This window comes from Flavicella sp. IMCC45668, assembly GCF_057219105.1.
Window position 1 is genome coordinate 2,773,681 of the sequence record NZ_CM170114.1, and the last position, 19,922, is coordinate 2,793,602.

The 19,922-nt window shown below is 33.9% G+C and carries 12 protein-coding genes; 8 read left to right on the top strand and 4 right to left on the bottom strand.

Annotated features, from left to right (window positions below; translation table 11 throughout):
• The first annotated feature begins 286 nt into the window (after positions 1 to 286).
• From AC2DZ0_RS11410 to AC2DZ0_RS11420, 3 genes are all read left to right on the top strand, one after another.
• On the top strand, positions 287 to 1,414 hold the full coding sequence (locus AC2DZ0_RS11410; RefSeq protein ID WP_484641870.1) for a glycoside hydrolase family 88/105 protein: 1,128 nt from the start codon (positions 287 to 289) through the stop codon (positions 1,412 to 1,414).
• A gap of 15 nt (positions 1,415 to 1,429) precedes the next feature.
• Positions 1,430 to 4,075, top strand: a complete 2,646-nt coding sequence (locus tag AC2DZ0_RS11415) for a BNR-4 repeat-containing protein (protein ID WP_484641871.1) — start codon at positions 1,430 to 1,432, stop codon at positions 4,073 to 4,075.
• A gap of 64 nt (positions 4,076 to 4,139) precedes the next feature.
• A complete protein-coding gene (locus AC2DZ0_RS11420; protein ID WP_484641872.1) occupies positions 4,140 to 5,315 on the top strand; it encodes a hypothetical protein in 1,176 nt (391 codons plus the stop codon).
• A 79-nt stretch (positions 5,316 to 5,394) separates the two neighbouring features.
• Here the strand turns inward: AC2DZ0_RS11420 and AC2DZ0_RS11425 are convergent, their stop codons facing one another.
• Positions 5,395 to 6,003, bottom strand: coding sequence for a superoxide dismutase (locus tag AC2DZ0_RS11425; protein ID WP_484490191.1), 609 nt, complete (start codon positions 6,001 to 6,003; stop codon positions 5,395 to 5,397).
• A 269-nt stretch (positions 6,004 to 6,272) separates the two neighbouring features.
• Between AC2DZ0_RS11425 and lacZ the strand changes: the two genes are divergently transcribed.
• The 5 genes from lacZ to AC2DZ0_RS11450 all read left to right on the top strand — a co-directional run bounded on the left by lacZ (position 6,273) and on the right by AC2DZ0_RS11450 (position 14,829).
• Positions 6,273 to 9,527, top strand: a complete 3,255-nt coding sequence (lacZ, locus tag AC2DZ0_RS11430) for a beta-galactosidase, LacZ type (RefSeq protein ID WP_484641874.1) — start codon at positions 6,273 to 6,275, stop codon at positions 9,525 to 9,527.
• Between the two features lie 230 nt (positions 9,528 to 9,757).
• Entirely contained in the window at positions 9,758 to 11,080 is a 1,323-nt protein-coding gene (locus AC2DZ0_RS11435) for a family 43 glycosylhydrolase (protein WP_484641875.1), read from the top strand.
• Positions 11,081 to 11,110: 30 nt separating this feature from the next.
• Positions 11,111 to 11,995 carry a carbohydrate-binding protein gene (locus tag AC2DZ0_RS11440; protein WP_484641876.1) on the top strand — a complete coding sequence of 295 codons (885 nt, stop codon included), beginning with the start codon at positions 11,111 to 11,113 and terminating at the stop codon, positions 11,993 to 11,995.
• 50 nt (positions 11,996 to 12,045) lie between these two features.
• Complete coding sequence (locus AC2DZ0_RS11445) at positions 12,046 to 13,014, top strand: hypothetical protein (protein ID WP_484641877.1); 969 nt, start codon at positions 12,046 to 12,048, stop codon at positions 13,012 to 13,014.
• A 3-nt stretch (positions 13,015 to 13,017) separates the two neighbouring features.
• Positions 13,018 to 14,829 (top strand): beta-agarase, encoded by a 1,812-nt coding sequence (locus AC2DZ0_RS11450; RefSeq protein WP_484641879.1) that lies wholly within the window; start codon positions 13,018 to 13,020, stop codon positions 14,827 to 14,829.
• A gap of 71 nt (positions 14,830 to 14,900) precedes the next feature.
• On the opposite strand, the gene AC2DZ0_RS11455 is transcribed toward AC2DZ0_RS11450, so the two are convergent.
• From AC2DZ0_RS11455 to AC2DZ0_RS11465, 3 genes are all read right to left on the bottom strand, one after another.
• Positions 14,901 to 16,076: a carboxypeptidase-like regulatory domain-containing protein gene (locus AC2DZ0_RS11455; protein WP_484641880.1), complete on the bottom strand. Its 1,176-nt coding sequence runs from the start codon at positions 16,074 to 16,076 to the stop codon at positions 14,901 to 14,903.
• A gap of 424 nt (positions 16,077 to 16,500) precedes the next feature.
• A complete protein-coding gene (locus AC2DZ0_RS11460) occupies positions 16,501 to 17,202 on the bottom strand; it encodes a hypothetical protein (RefSeq protein ID WP_484641881.1) in 702 nt (233 codons plus the stop codon).
• Positions 17,199 to 19,904, bottom strand: coding sequence for a T9SS type A sorting domain-containing protein (locus AC2DZ0_RS11465; protein ID WP_484641882.1), 2,706 nt, complete (start codon positions 19,902 to 19,904; stop codon positions 17,199 to 17,201). Before AC2DZ0_RS11465 ends, AC2DZ0_RS11460 begins: the two co-directional genes overlap by 4 nt.
• Between the last annotated feature and the right edge of the window lie 18 nt (positions 19,905 to 19,922).

The window sequence follows — 19,922 nt, forward strand, 5'->3', positions numbered from 1 at the left end:
TAAATCTTGGTTCAATAATGAATGTTGATTGCGTTGTATTCAATAGTTTTCTTGTGTGTTATTTTTTTTAGGAGGACAAACTTTTATACGCTTCAAGCGATTAATATATTCTTTTCAATTGTAATAGTAATTCAAATAAATAGAAAAATAGATGAAGATAAAAGCTCATGTGTTTCCTGTAAATACTGAGGTTTTAACTGTTACATATACTGTTAAGAGGCTGAGATTTGCTATTCGAAGGGGAGTTTTAATATAATTTTGTAGGACTAATATTAAAAAATACATCATGCTTAAGAAAGAGTTCTTTTTAGTTTTTTTGGGAGTGTTCAATTTTGTTTTAGCACAGCAAGTTGATTTGTCTCACCCTATATCTGCACCTTCTGTAATTCAAAATATGGAGAGAGTTGCAGATTGGCAAATTGATCATTTTAGAGATACTTTTAGTGGGAAAACGAAACCTCATCACGTTGCGGATTGGACGAATGGAGCGTTGTATGTAGGTATGATAAAGTTTGCTAAAATGTCGAATGATGATAAATATTGGAGTTTTTTAAAGAGTATCGGTGAAAAGCAAAAATGGAAGCTACATTGGCGTAAGTATATTGCTGATGATCATATTGTAGGACAGCTTTATTTTGAGTTATATAGAAAGCATCATGTTGATGAGATGATAATTCCAACACTAAAACGATTAGATTGGATTCTTGAGCATCCAAGTGAGCAACCCATCACATTGGATAAGTATAAACATTTAGAGCGTTGGACTTGGTGCGATGCTTTGTTTATGGCTCCTCCTGTATGGGCAAAAGCGAGTAAGATTACCGGTGATTCGAAGTATTCGGATTTTATGATGAGAGAATATAAAGCATCAAGGAAACATTTGTTTGATGAAGATGAATGTCTCTTTTATAGAGATAATAGTTTTATCGGGAGGCTAGATCATGGAAATAAAATTTTTTGGTCAAGAGGAAATGGATGGGTGTTTGGAGGGCTAACACTTTTGATGGATGAGTATAAAAAAGGGTCTTCGGAATACAAATATTTTAAGCGTCTTTATTTAAAAATGGCCAAAAAGATTATTCAATTACAAACGGATCAAGGGTATTGGGCTACCAGTTTATTGAATCAAAAGTATTACAAATCACCAGAAAGCAGCGGGACAGCTTTTTTTACCTATGGTTTAGCATGGGGTGTTAATAATGGTTTGCTAGATGAAAAAACTTATGAACCTCATGTAAAAAAAGGTTGGAATGCCCTTGTCTCTTATATTGATCAAGATGGTAAGTTAGGGTATGTACAACAGATAGGAGCTGGACCCAAGCGGTCATTTAAAGACGAAACTGAGGTGTATGGAATAGGAGCTTTTTTAGCGGCAGGTTCAGAAGTGTATAAGCTTTATGGGAATAAAAAATAATTAAAATTAAAACAGATGGAGAAATTTAAGGAGGTGAAATTGATGTTGATTTTTAGCGTTTTACTTATTAAAGGCTTAATTGCACAACATGATACAAATAAGGGGTTTGATTTTATTGTTACAAATGATGGTGTGTGGACTTGGTTTAACGATGAAAGGGCTGTTTTTAAAAATGACAAATTATATACGTCCTATGTAAAAAGGGATGGAAAAGTGGCTTTAAGTGTTAATGATATTAAAACCGGTGCCAATCTTGGATCAGAAACAATATTGAGTACTTGGACGCAAAAAGATGATCATAACAATGCGGCTCTTTTATTGAGGAAGGATGGTAAAATTATGTCTTTCTATAGTCCACATATTCGTGAAAAAAATAATTACTATCGGACTTCATTAGTAGAAGAGCCAACAGAACAAGCGGATTGGGGCGAGCAAATCACACAGGTAACAAAAAATGATACGGATAACAAAGGAGCAACCTATAATAATGCCTATCAGTTGAGTGCGGAAGGGAATAAAATATATAATTTTATGAGAACCAATAACTTCAATCCAAACTGGAAGGAATACGATGCCTCTGGTGTCGCTTTGAGGGACGGGATTGATATTATTCTGTTCAAAAATGGTGATGGAAATACACGCCCATACATGAAATATACTTCAAATAGTATTGATAGGATAGATTTCTTTTTTACGGATGGTCATCCAAGGGTAGCAGATAACAGTTTGTATCATTGTTATTATAAAACAAATGATGATGGTACGCAAGGGAGTGTATATCAATCTGACGGAACTTTAATTACTTCGCTGCAAAGTGTGATAGATGGGGTGCCTATTCAGGTTTCTTTGGTCAATAAAATATATGTCTATGGGGCTGATGGAACTGCAGCAAGGGCCTGGACTCATAGCATCAACTATGATTTGGATGGGAATCCAATCGTTACCTATTCGAAACAATTAAATATTAATGAAATTTCCTATCATTATGCAAAATGGAATGGTATGGAATGGATTAATAATTTTGTATGTGATGCAGGTAAGGGATTATATGTTGGTGAAGACGATTATACCGGAATTATTATTACAAATCCATATAATACTAATGAAATATTTATTTCTTCAAACAAGAATCCTATTTCAGAAAATGAAGATAGCCGATATGAAATATATTCTGGAATTACCTCTGATGGAGGTGAAACCTGGAGTTGGTCTGAAGTTACAAAAGATTCAGATCAGGATAATTTGCGTCCATTTGTGCCAAAAGGAATTGAAAACTCTGAGGATCGCGTTGTTCTTTGGTTTCATGGGGACTATGTGAGTTATTCCAATTATACCACTAGAATAGTTGGTGAGTATATCAATAAAATTTATTCAGGTGAGGCACCGGATTTAGGGGTAACACCAGAGCCAATAAATACCAATATAGATTATGGCATTGATATTAATACAATCAGCAGTCCAACACTAAGTCCTTTTAAAACTATAGTGGGAGCTTCGGGTGCGACGATAATTGATAATGGCGTAACATTTACTATAATTGGTGAAAATATAGATGTAAAAGATAGAGGAGAGGGAGCAGAGAATGATGTGGTAAGAGATTTTGCATTTGTGAATCCAGAGGTTGCTAATGCTACTATTGGAGTTCGTATTGAAGACCTTCCTGAAGGTACGTATAAGATCAATAGTTATCATTATGACAATAGTTTTCCGGCTGATGTTACTGTTACACTTCAGGAAGAAGGCGGGGTTGTTTTGCAAACGATAGAGGTAGAGAATTCAGATGCTCCCGCTGTGTTTGAGTTAGTTGTTGAAGCAGGAAAAGTGTATGAGATAGTTGCTAGAGAAAACAATACTGATAATAGAGTGCGATTTAATGGGGTGTCGATAAACAAAGTAATAACAGAATATTTTTTAGATATTAATACAGCTTCCTCCGCAACTGAAATTGGTTATGTAGGGATGTTAGGTAGTCAGAATACATCTGTGACAATTGGAGATGTAGATTATATGTTGTTTGGATTTGGAAAAGAACCAGCAACTAATAGTAGTGATGATATTTTATTATCGGATTTTGCAGTGAATTCATCAGTAAACGCTTCCGGACAGCCAGCAATTGGGCTTAGGGTTTCTGGATTGTCTGCCGGTGTTTATGAGGTGAATAGTTGGCATTATGATCCTACATTGATGGGGAGTGAAATAAAAATACAGATAAGGGAAGCTGGTGTGGGGAACCCTTTAACAGATTTACTGACAGGAATAAGTTTAGAAAGTATAGATGCTGTTAATTATGAGATAACCATTGAGAAAGGTAAAGATTATGATTTGATTTTTAGGGCTGATAACAATGGTGTTGAATCTAGATTTAATGGTGTTCAGATAAAACCGAAAGAAGAGGTAATGAGTGCTGGAGTTTCTTTTTTAAAGGAGCAAAAGATTAGTGTATACCCTAATCCATTTACGCAAAGACTTTATTTTGTTGGTTATAGTGGAGTTTCTGTGTCTAGAGTTTTATTACAAGACTTACTTGGGAATGTTGTATTTGATCAAAAAATTGTTGATGATTTTATTGAGATAGATCCATTAGTTTCATCAGGAAATTATGTTTTATCGTTGTATCAAGAGGGTGCTATTATTTTAAATAAGCTAGTTGTTAAAATATAGTAACTAGTTTTTATAAATGTTTATGTTTTAAATAGTACTTTAAGGAACTAAAGCTTTTTATTGTATGGATATTGTTGATCAAAAGTATTACTTAAAAAAAATTATTGAGAGTGATTCTTTTAAAAAGGCACCTGCAAGTATTGCGCTTCTTGAATTTTTAGCCAACTCTACTTTTGATAAAAAAGACTTAAAGGAGACCACTATAGCACTCGAGTTATTTGGGAACAACTTTATCAGCGAAAATAATTCATCGAGAATCAGGGTTAATATTTATCACCTTAGAAAGAGATTGACTGCTTATTATGAGCATGAGGGGAAACAAGATTCTTTTAGATTAGAGATTAAAAAAGGGCAATACAACATAAGTTTTAAAAAAAATAATGAATTAAAAGAGGTTGATTATAGAAAACGATATAAGATTGTTTTAATGCTATTATCCATTGTTGGGATAATTTTTATTACAATCATAATACGCCTGTTTTATAAGGAAAGTACTGTATTGTGGGATTCTTTTTTTAACAGTGAGAAAGAAACTCTTTTGGTTGTTGGTGATTTATTTGGGGTAGAAGGGAAGAATTTTGAAGGTAAAACATGTTGGTATAGAGATTATAGAATAAACTCTGCAGAGGAGTTATATGCCTATAAAAGAAAAAATCCAATTTTTAAGGATAGTATTAAGGCCTCTAGTTATACTTATATGACAGGTATGGGAGCGGTTTCTGCAAATGATCTTTCGCGAATGTTTACCAAAAGAGATCGAGAGATAACCATAAAGCTATCTTCTAAAATTGGTTTTAGAGATATCAAGCATCAAAATATTGTGTATGTTGGCCCGCTAAAGAATAAAAATAAACTTATTGACTATTTTAATCAAGCAATATTAGACTATCAACTTCTTTTCGGTGAAGGAGGAGTTATTTTACATGATGTGGGTAAGGATAAAGATTATAAATTATCCACAAAAACTAATAATATTGAATATGCAATGGTGGCCAAATTGTATAATAAAAGTAATGGTAATTCTCAATTTATGTTTTTTTCAGATCATGATATTGGGGCAATGGCCACGGTAGATTATTTTACCTCGAATAAACAATTGAAGATTTTTGCGGATAAATATGGAGTGGATGAAAAAAAATCCTTCATCGCGCTTTTTAAAGTACAAGGACGTGAAAGAACTAATCTCGGTTTGGAATTAGTTATAGTTGAGGTAGGTTTACAAATGAGTCCTACTTTTTAATCATTGTTAGGTCTCTTTTCAAAATGAAAAAGGCCGTCAAAAATGACGGCCTTTTTTTAAAAAAAATAAGTTGCAATAATTATTTTGCAGCTGCATATTTTTTAGAAACTTCTTCCCAGTTGATTACATTAAAAAATGCATTGATATAATCTGGTCTTCTGTTTTGGTAGTTTAAGTAGTATGCGTGCTCCCAAACATCCAATCCTAAAATTGGTTGGTTACCACAAGTTACACCTGGCATTAATGGGTTGTCTTGATTTGGAGTAGAACATACGTTTACTTCTCCACCTTTAGCAACACATAACCAAGCCCATCCTGATCCAAATTGAGTTGCTGCCGCTTTAGAAAATGCATCTTTAAATGCTTCAAAAGAACCAAAAGCTGCATCTATTGCTGCTGCTAATTCTCCAGTAGGCAAACCTCCTCCGTTTGGAGAAAGAACTTCCCAAAATAATCTGTGGTTGTAAAATCCACCTCCATTATTTCTTACAGCACCATTTGTCATGTCTAATCCGTTAAGAATATCTTCAATAGACTTTCCTTCTGCATCAGATCCAGCAATAGCATTATTTAAATTATTTGTGTATCCTTGATGGTGTTTGCTATGGTGAATTTCCATAGTTCTAGCATCAATATGTGGTTCTAACGCATCGTATGCGTATGGTAATTTTGGTAATTCAAAAGCCATAATATAATTTTTTATTTATTTATAATGAATTCAAAGGTAGTAAACAGAAATCATTAATTGAAATTTTAAATATTTATTAATGTATAAGGAAATACTATAGAAGTCCCTTCAAATATGGCAGATTCAGTTTTAATCAAGATAAATAAAGCATTTGTTTCCCTCATAAAAACATTTGACCATATGAGACAGAGAATTAAGCTGCAAATTTGTTCTAATGATTAAAGTGGATACTTACTAAAAAATAATAAAAACGGAATACAATTAATTTTATGAAAAAAAATATACTCTCCTTACTACTATGTTTTATAGTGCTAAATTCTTTTAGTCAACAAAACGATTGGGAAAATCCTCATGTCAATCAAATTAATAAATTGCCTGCAAATGCAACATTTTATTCTTATGAAACAGAAGCATTGGCCAAATCCGATATTCGAGAAAATTCAAGTTTTTTTAAATCATTAAATGGAGATTGGAAATTTTCATGGGTTGCAAAACCTGCGGATGCTTCTGATGAATTTCAGAAAGAGGATTTTGATGCTAGTTCATGGAAATCTATTGATGTTCCTTCTAACTGGGAGATGAGAGGATATGGAACACCGATTTATACGAATTCAACCTACCCATTTTTTAGCGATTATCCGTATATCAATCATAATGATAATCCGGTTGGACACTATATAAAAACAATTCAGATAGATAAATCTTGGTCAACTAGAGATGTGATTTTACATTTTGCGGGTGTTTCCTCGGCATATTATGTTTGGGTAAATGGTCAATTTGTTGGATATAGTGAGGACACCAGGTTGCCTTCGGAATTTGATGTTACAAAGCATCTGAAAGAAGGTGAAAATAAAATAGCGGTTAAAGTATATCGTTGGGCAGATGGAAGCTATATGGAAGCGCAAGACCACTGGAGAATGAGTGGTATTGAACGAGAAGTATATATAAAAGCTGTGCCTAAAGTAAGGATTTCAGATTTTCATGTACGAACTGATTTTGATAAGAATTATGAAAATGCGTTGCTTCAAATTAGACCAGAGTTTATCGCCAATATTAAAAATAAATATGTTAAGAAGCTTGGGCATTTTGGAGTAGCACCTATGGCTACAACTGTCGATAAATGGGTTTTATCTACACAATTATTGGATGCAGATGGGAATAATGTTGGTTCCTCAACAGAAATGCCGTTAAAAAAGTTTTTTTCTGAATGGTATCCACAGAGAGATAATGTTTATTTTGGGATGATTGAAACAGAGATTAAATCACCTAAAAAATGGTCTTCAGACAATCCTTATTTGTACACGTTGCTTTTGACATTAACGGACGAAGAGGGAAAGGCAGTTGAATATACAAGTACGAAAGTTGGATTTAGAGAATTGGTTTTTGATGATCGAGGGAGATTTTTGGTAAACGGAAATCCCGTAAAATTAATTGGAGTAAATAGACATGATCATCATATGACCAACGGAAAAACGGTTTCGAGAGCTGATATGGAAGAGGATGTTAGCTTGTTGAAACAATTCAATTTTAATGCTGTTAGAACTTCTCATTACCCAAATGATGCTTATTTCTATGATCTATGTGATAAATACGGGATCTATGTAATGGACGAAGCGAATTTAGAAACACATGGTGTACGTGGACTTTTGACAAATGACCCACAATGGGGAGCTGCTTATTTAGAAAGAGCAATTCGAATGGTAGAAAGAGATAAAAATCATCCAAGTGTGGTAATGTGGTCTTTAGGAAATGAGTCAGGGAAAGGGCCTAATCATGCGGCAATGGCCGGATGGATTAAAGAGTTTGATCCTACCAGGTTTGTTCATTATGAGGGGGCACAAGGAGATCCAACAGATCCTAGATATAAAAAAGATTTCTTTACACAGGATCAAGGGAATCCTACCGATCCAAAATGGGTAGACATGCTAAGTAGAATGTACCCGCAACCTGCAGAATTACAAAGCTTAATAGATGATACAAGTTTTGATAGTCGCCCAGTTGTAATGTGCGAATATGCCCATGCCATGGGGAATTCTGTTGGGAATATGAAAGAATATTGGGATGTTATTTACAAGAATGATAGAGCTTTGGGAGGGTTCATTTGGGACTGGATTGATCAAGGAATTCTAAGAAAAGACGAAAAAGGAGTACCATATTATGCTTATGGAGGAGATTTTGGAGATACTCCTAATGATGGTAGTTTTTGTATCAACGGTATTATTGCTTCAGATAGAACTCCTAAACCAGAAATTATTGAATGTAAAAAGGTAAATCAGCCTGTTGTTATTACTTCTGAAGATCCTAAAACAGGAAGTTTTCAAATAGAAAATAGGCATCATGCCCAAGATTTAACGAAATATGATGTTTTTTGGGAACTAGTAGAAAATGGTAAAGCTGTAAAAAAAGGAATATTGAAAGAAGGTCTTTCAGCCAAACCTTTTGAAAAAGAAAAGTTTGTGCTAAAATATAAGCAGCCTAGATTGCGCAACGGAAGTGAGTATTTTATCAATATTTATGGAAAGCTTAAGGAAGATCAATTATGGGAAAAGAAGGGATATGTTGTTTTTCAAGAACAATTTAAACTTGATTATAAAGTAGCCCCTGTAGCTGTTCAGAAAAGCAATTCCACTTTAAGCGTTAGTGAAACGGAGGGTATGATTGAGGTAAAAAACAAATTTGTGATCGTAAATATTGATAAGACTAATGGGTATGTAAGTAATTATAAGTCAAATGGTATGGATTTGTTAAAATCGCCGTTGAAGTTAAACTTTTGGAGGGCAGAGACAGAGAATGATATGGCCTATCGTCGTTCAAAGAAACTAGCTGTAGAAAGAGATTGGATGCATGCTGAGGATCGATTTGAAGTAAAGAATTTAAATATTGATTCTAAAAATAAGGGCGTAGTTGTTGTTATGGTTGAAGGTGAAATTGCAAATCCAAAAGTGAAGGTGAAATTAATATATACTATTTTGGGGAATGGTAAGTTAAAAGTTGATTACGAATCAGTAATTGATAGCACTGCTCCAAACGCGCCAAGGGTTGGGATGCAATTTGATGTTTCATCATCATACCAAAACCTTAGCTATTTAGGAAGGGGTCCTCAGCCAAATTATGTTGATAGAAATTTTGGAGCAGAAGTTGGTTTGTATTCTGGTCTCATTAAAAACATGAGTTATGGGTATGTGAAACCAAGTGAGTATGGAAATCATACAGATACTAGATGGTTTAAAATTCATACGAATTCAAAAGGATTGTTAGTAAAGGGAGATGGACTATTGAGTTTTAGTGTTGTTCCTTACAAATTATATGACCTTCAGCAGGCACAATTTACCAAGGAGTTAACAGAAACAAATACTTCTTCTGTTCAAGTCGATTTAATTCAGACGGGTGTTGGTGGAGATGATACTTGGTCGAAGAGAGCTGAACCTCATAAAGAGTATAGAATAGGTAAAGGGGTGTATAAGTATACATTTTATTTAGTACCGTTTTCAGGATCGGTTAAGCCAGAAAAAATTAAATTTTAGATGCAACGACGTAATTGTTGCTGACAAAAGTTTTGTAAACTCCTTTCTTTTTGAAAGGAGTTTTTTTTTGAAATAAGACATGAGTGCTCCACATAAAATCATCATTATTCTTTTGAGAATTGCTTCAACTGTATTTTTGAATTGTATTAATTCTAGGGGAGTATAGTCCTGTAAAGACTTTATTCGGTTGTATTGATACCATATTTTACAAATAGATAATTAGATATATTATGAAATTAATGAAAACAGTTTTAGTTCTTTTAATGACGCTAGGGAACTTTTTAAATGCACAGAATCCTTTGGTTACACATATGTATACAGCGGATCCAACAGCAAGAGTTTTTAATGGAAAACTATATGTGTTCCCCTCTACTGATGTTGTTTGTGAAGAAGGAAAAGGAGAAAATGGTTTTTGTATGCCTTCATACAATGTTTTTTCTACAGAAGATTTGACAAATTGGGAAGATCATGGGAAAATTATCGATCAAACAGATGTTCCTTGGGGAAAAAAAGATGGATTTGGAATGTGGGCTCCTGATTGTGTTGAAAAAGATGGAGTTTATTATTATTATTTCCCTGCACCACCTTTGGATAAAAGCGCTTTCAGAAGAGTGGGAGTTGCAACAGCAAGTTCTCCTGAAGGGCCATATACTTTAGAGAAAAATTATATTGAGGGTGTTAATGGAATTGATCCTAATGTTTTTATTGATGATGATGGTAAGGCTTACTTGTACTTTGGAGGAGGGAATAATCTATTTGTTGCAGAATTAAATAATGACATGAAGTCTATCAAAGGAAAAGCAAAGGTTGTAAAAGATTTGCCAGGAAAGTATAAAGAGGGATCATTTGTGTTCAAAAAAGATAATATGTATTATTTTACTTTTCCACATAATGCATCCGGTTCGGAAGAAATTGCTTTTGCTGTTGGGAAAAATCCAATGGGACCTTTTGAATATAAAGGGATGGTAATGGAGCGTTGGAAAGATGGAATCTGGACAAACCATCATTCTATTGTAGAATATAAAAAGCAGTGGTATATTTTTTACCATCATCATGATATTTCAAACAATCAACATTTACGCTCTATGAGGGCAGATAGTTTGTTTTTTGACAAGAAAGGTATGATTTTGAAGAAAAAAGCAACCTTAAGAGGAATTGGACTGACGAGTATTGAGAAGCCTATTCAGATAGATCGTTACTCTGATGCGCAAAAAGTAAAAGTTAGCAGGGTAAAAGGACCCGAGGTAAATTGGCAACTAGATTATGTAGAAAATGGTGCATGGGTTACTTATAATTCTGTTGATTTTGGGAAGTCTAAACCTAAAACGGTAACCGCTAGAGTTAGTTCAGGTTTACAAGGAGGCGTGATTAATGTGTTTGTTGGAGGAGAACATGTAGCAAAGATTAAAGTTCCAAATACAGGAAATTGGAATAGCTGGAAAGAAATTGAAGTTCCGGTAAGCCAAAAGATTAAGGGAGTTCAAAATATAAAACTAACTTTTGAATCAGACGCTAAATATGTCCTAAATCTGGATTGGATCAAATTTCAATAAATAAAAACTAACCAAAACGAACTAAACTTTATGAAAACTAGTAAGTATTTTTTCAATTTAATAGCATCAATAATAATTTTAATGGTTTTTTCGAGTTGTTCTGAATCATCTGCTGATGAAGGAGGTGTTGAGGATCAACCATGTATTAAAACATGCCGAGGAGATTTTGTTTTGAATGAGGAAACATGTAATTGTGAAGAAAGTATTGAAGTGTGTACCTTGACCTGTGATGCAGGATTTGAATTAAATGAGGATACATGTGAATGTGAAGCGGAGGTTGTTCCTTGTACTTTGGTTTGTGAAACTGGTAAAACTTTAAATGAAGAAACTTGTGAGTGTGAAGAACCTTTTGTTCTCACAGTAATTCTTGTAGAAGCAGAAACAGCAACTTTAGTTGGTGATTGGAAAGAGAAAACAGAGAATGCAGGTTATTCGGGTAGTGGCTATATTGTTTGGGAAGGTGCAGCTCAGTTTTGGAAGGGCACAGAAAATATTGGAAAAGCAGGTTTGTTAACATATAAAGTCAATATTACAGTACCAGGAACTTATTTGTTCCAATGGAAATCTTTTATAGCAAAATTAGCAGACGAAAAACCGGCAACAGAGCATAATGATAGTTGGTTACGAATGGCTGATGCAGATAATTTTTATGGATTTAAGAATGCTGCAGGTACCATTGTTTATCCTAATGGCTCCGGTAAAACACCGAATCCAGCAGGTGAAAATGGAAATGGATTTTTTAAAATTTATACCAATACGATAGCATGGAGTTGGACTAGTAGTACTTCAGATCATAATCCACATCAAGTATATGCTACTTTTTCTGAGGCAAAAGAATATACCATAGAAATTGCTGCAAGATCAAATTATCATGGGATAGATGCATTTAGATTGACGTTGCAAAAGTCTGAATAGGTTGATTAAAACATCAAAACAAAATAAAAATATTAAAAGAGTAAATGATAATGAGATTAAGAAAACATACGAAACTATTGTTATTTTTTGTGTTTTGTTTGTTGTACTCGAATACAAATAATGCTCAAGCGGTTGATAAAGTGTTTTTTATCAAGCCAGTTTCCTCCAAAATCCAGAACGCAGCGTTTTTCAGTTTCTCTGTAGGTTATGTGGCTACGGAAAATAGAGATATTGCTTTAGATATATCCGGAGGGCCGAATAAATCTTGGTCTGGGAGTGTGGTAAAAGTTAAAAAAGGACGCGGACTTATTGATGTCAGTGTAACGCCCAAGGAAGGATTTGTTGTTGGAAAAAATTATAGGATCGTGCTTTCTATGAGAGAAAGTGGTGGCGGTTGGCAAACTGCCATGGCAGGAGGTTCTGTGAGTAATATAGAAATAGTAAAGAATCCGGTAGTAAAACCAATGTCAGCTTCTTTTTCCCTTGACACGGAAACGGTTTATGAAACAAAAGAAGCTTATAATTTTAATATCGAGTATGATTTTCCTGAAGCAGGAGCAATTCAAGTTTCTGTTTGGAAGGGGAATAAATGGCTAGGGACTTCAAAGAAATTTGATTTAAATAAAGGAAAAGGAACAAAAGAGGTTCAGGTTTCTCTGCCTTTACAAGCAGCGGCAAAAGATTATAAATTTCAATTGAATTATGGAACACAAGAGGATTTTATTAGCAAAAAAACCTCAGTAGTTGAAATTGGAAATGTATCTTTTAAAAAGCCTGAGGAAAAATTGACCATGAAAGAAATCAATGCTAAGAGTATTCAGATTTCTTTAAACAAAAAGTCTAAAATTCTTACGCTGCCAGGCAAAAATTCTTATAAATATATTCGAATTGTAAATCTGCAGGGAAGCATAATTACAGAAGTGACTCAAACAAATAAAGTGTTGGTAGAAAACCTTGTGCAGGGACCTTATTTTGTGATTACGAGTAATAAAGACTATTATAAATTTGTGAAATTTTAGAAAATGAAAAGACAATTTTTACATGTTGCAGTGTTTTTTTGCTATGTAGGTATCGCTCAGATTAATAAAGTTTCCATTGATTTGAATACACAAAAATTTATTGGATCGGAAAGTGAATTGAATAGAGAGAAATATTTCTCATTGCATGCATCTTATACTGATTGGGGGCTGGCCTCAGAGGAGGAGTATTTATTTGAGCATTTGGGAATTGAATTTGGGAGAACCTTTGGTGGACCAAGGCCTTTCGGTAAAAATAAAAACGAAGAACCTAGTTTAAGTGATGCCAACCTTGTTGCAAAAAAATCACGGTCGCATTATTTAGGGGCGCCAATGTATAATACCCAAAAGACTAAAGATTTGATTGTAACCGATCATCCTAGTCAAGCTTTTCAATTAAATAAAGATTATGAAAAGATAGCTACTTATAATGCAATTTATTTTAAAAATGCTTTTCCTTTATTGCCGAAATATTATGAGGTTATGAATGAGCCTTTTGTGCATTCTAAAGATTATGTAGATTCTTGGGATAAAACGGAAGGTGTTATTGTTGAAATGTCCAAATTTCATAAAATCGTAGCGGATAAAATGCATAAAGAAGTGCCTGATGTTTTAGTTGGTGGTTACAGTGCTGCTTGGCCAGAAATGTCAAAAAATAATTTTTGGCATTGGAATACTAGAATGAAGGTTTTTATGGATGAAGCTGGTGAAAGTATGGACTTTTTTGCAACACATATTTATGATGGTCGAAATGTGTCAGGCGGGTTTAGTTATAGATCTGGTAGTAATTCTGAAGCGATTTTAGATCTTATTGAGGCCTATTGCTATAAAAAATGGGGGATCATTAAACCACATTTAATATCAGAATATGGGTATACAGCTAAAGGATTGCAAGGAAAACCATATTCGGCTGAGTTGGATGGAATTTGTTTGGTTTCATATAACAATATTATGATGTCTTTGATGGATAAACCAGATAGGTTATTAAAGGCAATTCCTTTTATAACGGGAAAGGCGAGTTTTTTCTATAACGATCCAAGAAATCCTGACGGGAATCCGTATCCATGGGTGTTATTGAGAAAAATGAAAGATGGAAGTTATAAATATACTCATATGAAAAAATTTTATGAGTTATGGAAAGACGTGGCTGGGAAAAGGGTAGAGATGTATTCGGATAATCCAGATATTCAAACAAATGCCTTTTTAAAAGAAGGAAAGGCTTATATAGCGATTAATAATCTTTCTCAGAAGCAAGAAAATATTCAGTTTGATTTTTTAAATAACTGTCAAAAAGGGATTAAAAATATTACTCTTAGGAGACTCTATATTGGTGCTACGGGGACTCCAAAATTAGTTTATTTCACAAATATTTCGGCTGTGGGTGAATTAGATTTAAAAGTAGGGGAAACGATTATTCTTGAGTGTGATGTTGAAAATCACGAGTTTTCAAGAACGTTACATGAGGATAATTATTACGGTAAAAAATATCTTCAAGAGATAAAAGCAAAGCAACCAATTTCATTTGAAATTGAAAATGTGATATCTGCTAAAAAAGGAAGAGCCTATTTAAAAATGGGGATTTCCAGAACTCATAATCTTAGCAAACAACCGAAAGTATTGATTAACGGTAAACCTGTTGAGGTGCCTTCCAATTGGGGAGGATATGATCAATTACCAAGAGATGAATTTTTTGGAGTTATACAGATTCCTTTTCCGATAAAATATCTGAAAGAGGGGAGTAATACAATTGATTTTACATTTGAGGATGCAAGTGGGTTTATCAGTTCGGTAATTATAAACGTAGAAGCATTAAAATAAATATAGAAGTTAATTCAATAAAAAAAGCCCTATTCTCTTATGAATAGGGCTTTTGTTTTTCTAGTTGGATATTACTTATTGGATAAATTAAATTGTGTTTGGATGGACACACCATATAATCCTTCAAGTTCTGTTTTAATTTTTTGATAGAATTTTGTTTCTGGAGGTGTACTTAACCCTGACCAGAAATTAGCATGATAAGGCAATTCAATTGATCCCATGTCTTTTTCTATACCAAAAGCTGTAACGTCTATTTTTTTCTTATTCGTTTCTACTTTGTAAGCAAAAGCTTCTAAACGGTAGTGAACATGTTCAGCAGGTGTTCCCCAGTATTTTTCAGGAATTTGATCTTTAGGGAATTTCCATTCGTTGTGATAATAACTCAAATAAAGTCTCCCACTTTTATGTTTTTTGTAAATGTATAAGGCACTTCCTCTTTCAATTCTGTACACTTTATAAGAGTCCAAACCTATATAGAGGATTATTTTCTCCCATTGTTTTTTTGGATTTCTACCTGTTAATATCACAACATCTTCTCCTTCATAAGACGAATCACCTGTTTTTTTCCATTCGAATTTTTTCAAGTTTCGTCTATGTTGAGAGTCATTAGGAACAAATGGGTTTACTTCAAACATACTAGTAATGGAATGCCTCCATTGCTGTCTTTTCCAAATTCGGTAATCTGCAGATTTTCTAATTTCACTTACTTCTATGGTTCCCATCCAATAAGCAGGTCCTCTATCTTTCACCTTGATGTAGTTTTCTACAAAAAATTTGGCTCTTCCTCCCTCGGTGGCAGCTCTTCTGTACAAGAAATCTGTTTGGTGTAAAGAGCTAAGTGTATTTGCCTTTAGATTTTTCATAGCATTGAGCACATAATCTTTGGCTGGGAGTAATACAATGTCTTCAAGAGAGACAACATTTTCTGTTAAAATGATTGTTTTATTTTCTGAAGCTATGAAGTCTGATACTAATGTTTTATAGGTATTGAATCCAAGATAAGAGACAAATAAAGTATCATTTAATTCTGCATCCGATATACGAAGATTAAATTCACCATCTTCGTTACTTGATGTACCAATGTTTTTATTTGAAATCCCTATGGCAACATATGGTAGTGTCAATGCCGTTTCATCTGTAATTGTTCCGTTTAATTCTATTGTTTTCTCTTGTGAAAAAACTAGATGAGAAGACAGAACAAAAAATAGACTAAAATTTTTTAATTGTTTTAAGCTAAATTGTTTCATGTAATTAGTGGTTTTGTTTGATTGACAAAATAATAACAATATCAGTAAATCTCGGGATTTTAAACTGCATAATAACTAGACAGGTTTTTTAATTGGTTGGTAATAAGTTGATTTATACTTGTCAAATTGTTTTGTGTTTGATTTTGAGAGATTGAAAGGATGATACATGATGATTATTTATTTCATTTTTTTTCGGGGCAACCATTGTTTGATAAAAGTCAGATGCTTTTTCTTAAAGAAAATCTGGTAAGCTATTTACCAACAGTTGACTGTCAAAGGTTGTATCCGTCAAAAGAGCAAAGAATTCTATGAGTGTTGGTTTTGATTCTAAAAAAGAAATGAGAGTTGCTTGGTGATTTATTGAGAAATAAAAAAAAGCCTAGAATTTAATTCTAGGCCTTTTTATGAAGAAATTGATTTCTTTTTATTCTGTTCGGAAATCAAAAACGGGAGAAGTTGATTGGTTCCCAAAATCGTCCGTGGTAATTATTTTCCAATAATATACAGTGTCACTTGCAAGAGAGCTAATCCAATATTCATTTAGTGTGACCACTCCTATGGAGGTTGTTGGTGTTGCGTTTGTCCCTAGAAATATTTCATAGCTTAAATTGTCTCCATCCAAATCACTTGTATTCCAAGTCAAGTTAAAGTTGGTAGGAGTTCTACTTCCCATGGTTGGATAGAGAGCTTCTGCAGGAAAAGGAGCGTAGTTTTGAGTTCCAATTCCAGCATTGTAAAATTTCCATTCAGAACTTTTAGTTTGATCCGAAAATCTTTCTCCTATGGCTATTACATACCATGAGTAAGGTACACCTCTTTCCAATGTCATTTTTTTGTTAGTTTCGGTAACAGACATTCCCGTTTCTTTATTCGTATTTAAGTTTGTTAAAGTGAATATATAACTTGTGGCAGATTCGGTACCGTTCCATTCAAATAGAACTTCACTTTTAGAGTCTGAGATAATGGTTCCCTCAAAACATTCTGATTCATTTAAAGGGAATATTAAAGTAGGTGTCTTGTTAGCTGAATCACCTCCTCCAGTATCAATATCTTCAGAACCTGAAGAGCAACTCTGTAGGATAAATGTAATTAATAAGAGGTATGTAAATTTCTTTGTAAAGATCATTTTTTAATAATTTTAGATTGTATTTTATGATTTTGAGAAATAATATTGATCAGATATATTCCAGAGGGTATGTCTGAAAAATCAATTAAGATCATAGTATCTAAGAGTTCTGTTTGTCCAGATTTTATAATTTGTCCTGTGGTAGTATATACCTGATAAGTTACCTTAGGATCTGGAAAATTTAGGGTAGTAATTGAAAGTATTTCGTCTACCGGGTTTGATACGAAAAGTTGTGGGTCAGCAGCAGAGATGATTTCTTCATAAGTTCCTTGGCAATCTTTATTTGTAGAAACCAAAATTTTGTTAGACGGAGCGGATAATTCAATTTCAAATTCATCTTGATCGGTCATATATGTGGTTTCATTAACTTGAATTCTATAAAGTTCGCCTCCAGAAAGTTCTAAGTTTACTGTTTTCTTGTTTTTAGAAATATTTGATTTGACAAATAAATTTGAAGGTTCGGTAACGTTTAGAGTAAAGTATTGAACAAAACTATCATTGTTTTTTATTGTGATTTTTACAACATAGTTTCCAGATGTTAAATCTGAAAATGAGGTTGTAGTTGTAAATTCATTTGTTTTATTAGACTCCTCAATTGTTGCGATATAGGCAAGGTTTTCATTTGCAATAATAGAAATCTTACCATCAGAGGCAGCACTACAAGATTCACCGGTAGTTAAAATTTTAAAATTATTGGTTTCTAAGGTGAATACCGGACAACCTTGTGTGTTAACAGGTGTTCCAAAAGGAGTATCAGGACAGATATCATTTGCATCACCAACTCCATCTTTGTCTTGATCATCTTTAGGGTATGTTAAACAATCTTCACCAGGTAAACCATAACAACCTAGGCCATTTGGACTTAGTTTGTAGTTCCAAGTGATTCCGGCAACCCATTGTGTTGCCCCAAATTCATATGCTCCAATATCTGGCGCTGCTCCGTTAAAACCATCTGTGTAACCCGCAATTACTTTTCCAGAGTCGATAGCGTCTGAACCAGCAGTTAAATTAAAGTTACCAGTGGATACATTTTGAAAAGAATCTGATGTAGTAGTAAGGTTGTTTTGTTTGTCAGATTGGGGTTCCCATTTGTCATCGCTTGCAATATTATTCCAGACATTTATGTCACTAAAAGCAGTTCCTTCTTTATGCCAAGCTCCCATAACTCCTCCTTCATTATTCCAAAGTGTATTGTTATAAATATTGATGTTTTTACAATCCCAATTCATTTGTACACCGGTCCATTCGGTATTCCAAATAACATTATGATGTACGTTAAATCCCTCAGCGTCATTGTCTAAATATACTCCTGCCGCTTTCTTTTTTGAACCACTAGAAGCTACATCATGAAACCAGTTATGGTGTATTTCAGTAGTGTATTGTGCACCAACGGTATAGAATAAAGCGCAGTCATCTGCAATTAAATTACTACGGGAAATGTCATTATAGGCAAATTCACAATTTTTTCCATTATAGTTAATTCCATCTCTACCTCCATTAAATATGGTATTGTTGATAAAAGTATTGTCTTCACCACCTCTTGCCACTAAAGGAGCATCATAAGAACCGAGGTAGTTAAAATCATGGATTCTAGAATCTACAACTTCATTATTTTTACCATCGATGTAGATTCCTGTAGCAGCACTGAATGCGATTTCACATCGTTCGATTTTATTGTTAGATCCATTTACTCTAACGCTAGGTTTGTTTGCATTAAAACCTCTAAAAACACCAAGAGTATGATTTCCATAAAAAGAAGAAACACCATAGAGTAAATTATTGGTAGAGGTGCTTTGATCTAAAGTGATGCTTCCTCCAAAAACGGCTAGGTTTTTAATATGGATATAGCTTTTTCTGTCAAGATCAATGGTTTTGATTCTTTTTCTCATTTTAACTGCACCATCTTCTGGAGCCCCTCCTGATGGGATTTGTAGAAATAATTCTTTAGAGGTGTTGTCAAAATACCATTCATTTTTATAGTCTAAAGCTTGTTTTACTCCTTCTAGATAAAAATCACCCTTGTCAGCAGGAGCATGAAAAGTTCTGATCCAACTTGGGTTTTTATCCAATGTAAAATTCACCCTCCCGGAGGATGAACTTAAGATAGTCTCTTTCCATGCGATCCAGCCAGAACCTGGTTTGTCTCCATAGAAAAATACGGTTCCCCCTGTCCAATCAATATTTGGGATTTCAATGGATTCTAGATAGGCGCCTACGATAATACTTGAACCACTACCACCGGTATTCCTTTTCGTTGCCAAATTGAAAGGATTATCATCTACTTTGTTTGGCCACCTTGCTAAATCACAGGCAGTTTCATTGTACATGACAAAATTTTCTTGACCTAATGTATTGAACGGGATAGTTGTTTTATAAATGGAACCCGAATCTTGAGTCCAACCCTCCAAAGCTTGCATTGCAGAAATAATTACTCGGTCTCCCGGGTACGATTGGAAAATTATTGGATTTCCCGAAGAACCTGAATTTGTTGGGGTTAAGGTTTCTTCATAGGTACCTTCTTTTATATAAACAATATCCCCAGCGACCGCCACATTGGCTGCTTTGGTAATGGTTAAATATGGATTGGTTTCAGTACCAGTGTTATTGTCGTTACCTGTTTTGGCAACATATATATCCCTAGCTGATATGTGAAAATGTAGCAGTAGGAGTGCGAGGAAAATAAATTGTTTTAGGTTGATCATTGGGTTTAAATTTGAATA

Bases quoted from the DNA above. Each gene is read 5' to 3' on its own strand.
- AC2DZ0_RS11410 (WP_484641870.1), top strand. From the start codon at position 287: ATGCTTAAGAAAGAGTTCTTTTTAGTTTTTTTGGGAGTGTTCAATTTT.
- AC2DZ0_RS11415 (WP_484641871.1), top strand. From the start codon at position 1,430: ATGGAGAAATTTAAGGAGGTGAAATTGATGTTGATTTTTAGCGTTTTA.
- AC2DZ0_RS11420 (WP_484641872.1), top strand. From the start codon at position 4,140: ATGGATATTGTTGATCAAAAGTATTACTTAAAAAAAATTATTGAGAGT.
- AC2DZ0_RS11425 (WP_484490191.1), bottom strand. From the start codon at position 6,003: ATGGCTTTTGAATTACCAAAATTACCATACGCATACGATGCGTTAGAA.
- lacZ (WP_484641874.1), top strand. From the start codon at position 6,273: ATGAAAAAAAATATACTCTCCTTACTACTATGTTTTATAGTGCTAAAT.
- AC2DZ0_RS11435 (WP_484641875.1), top strand. From the start codon at position 9,758: ATGAAATTAATGAAAACAGTTTTAGTTCTTTTAATGACGCTAGGGAAC.
- AC2DZ0_RS11440 (WP_484641876.1), top strand. From the start codon at position 11,111: ATGAAAACTAGTAAGTATTTTTTCAATTTAATAGCATCAATAATAATT.
- AC2DZ0_RS11445 (WP_484641877.1), top strand. From the start codon at position 12,046: ATGAGATTAAGAAAACATACGAAACTATTGTTATTTTTTGTGTTTTGT.
- AC2DZ0_RS11450 (WP_484641879.1), top strand. From the start codon at position 13,018: ATGAAAAGACAATTTTTACATGTTGCAGTGTTTTTTTGCTATGTAGGT.
- AC2DZ0_RS11455 (WP_484641880.1), bottom strand. From the start codon at position 16,076: ATGAAACAATTTAGCTTAAAACAATTAAAAAATTTTAGTCTATTTTTT.
- AC2DZ0_RS11460 (WP_484641881.1), bottom strand. From the start codon at position 17,202: ATGATCTTTACAAAGAAATTTACATACCTCTTATTAATTACATTTATC.
- AC2DZ0_RS11465 (WP_484641882.1), bottom strand. From the start codon at position 19,904: ATGATCAACCTAAAACAATTTATTTTCCTCGCACTCCTACTGCTACAT.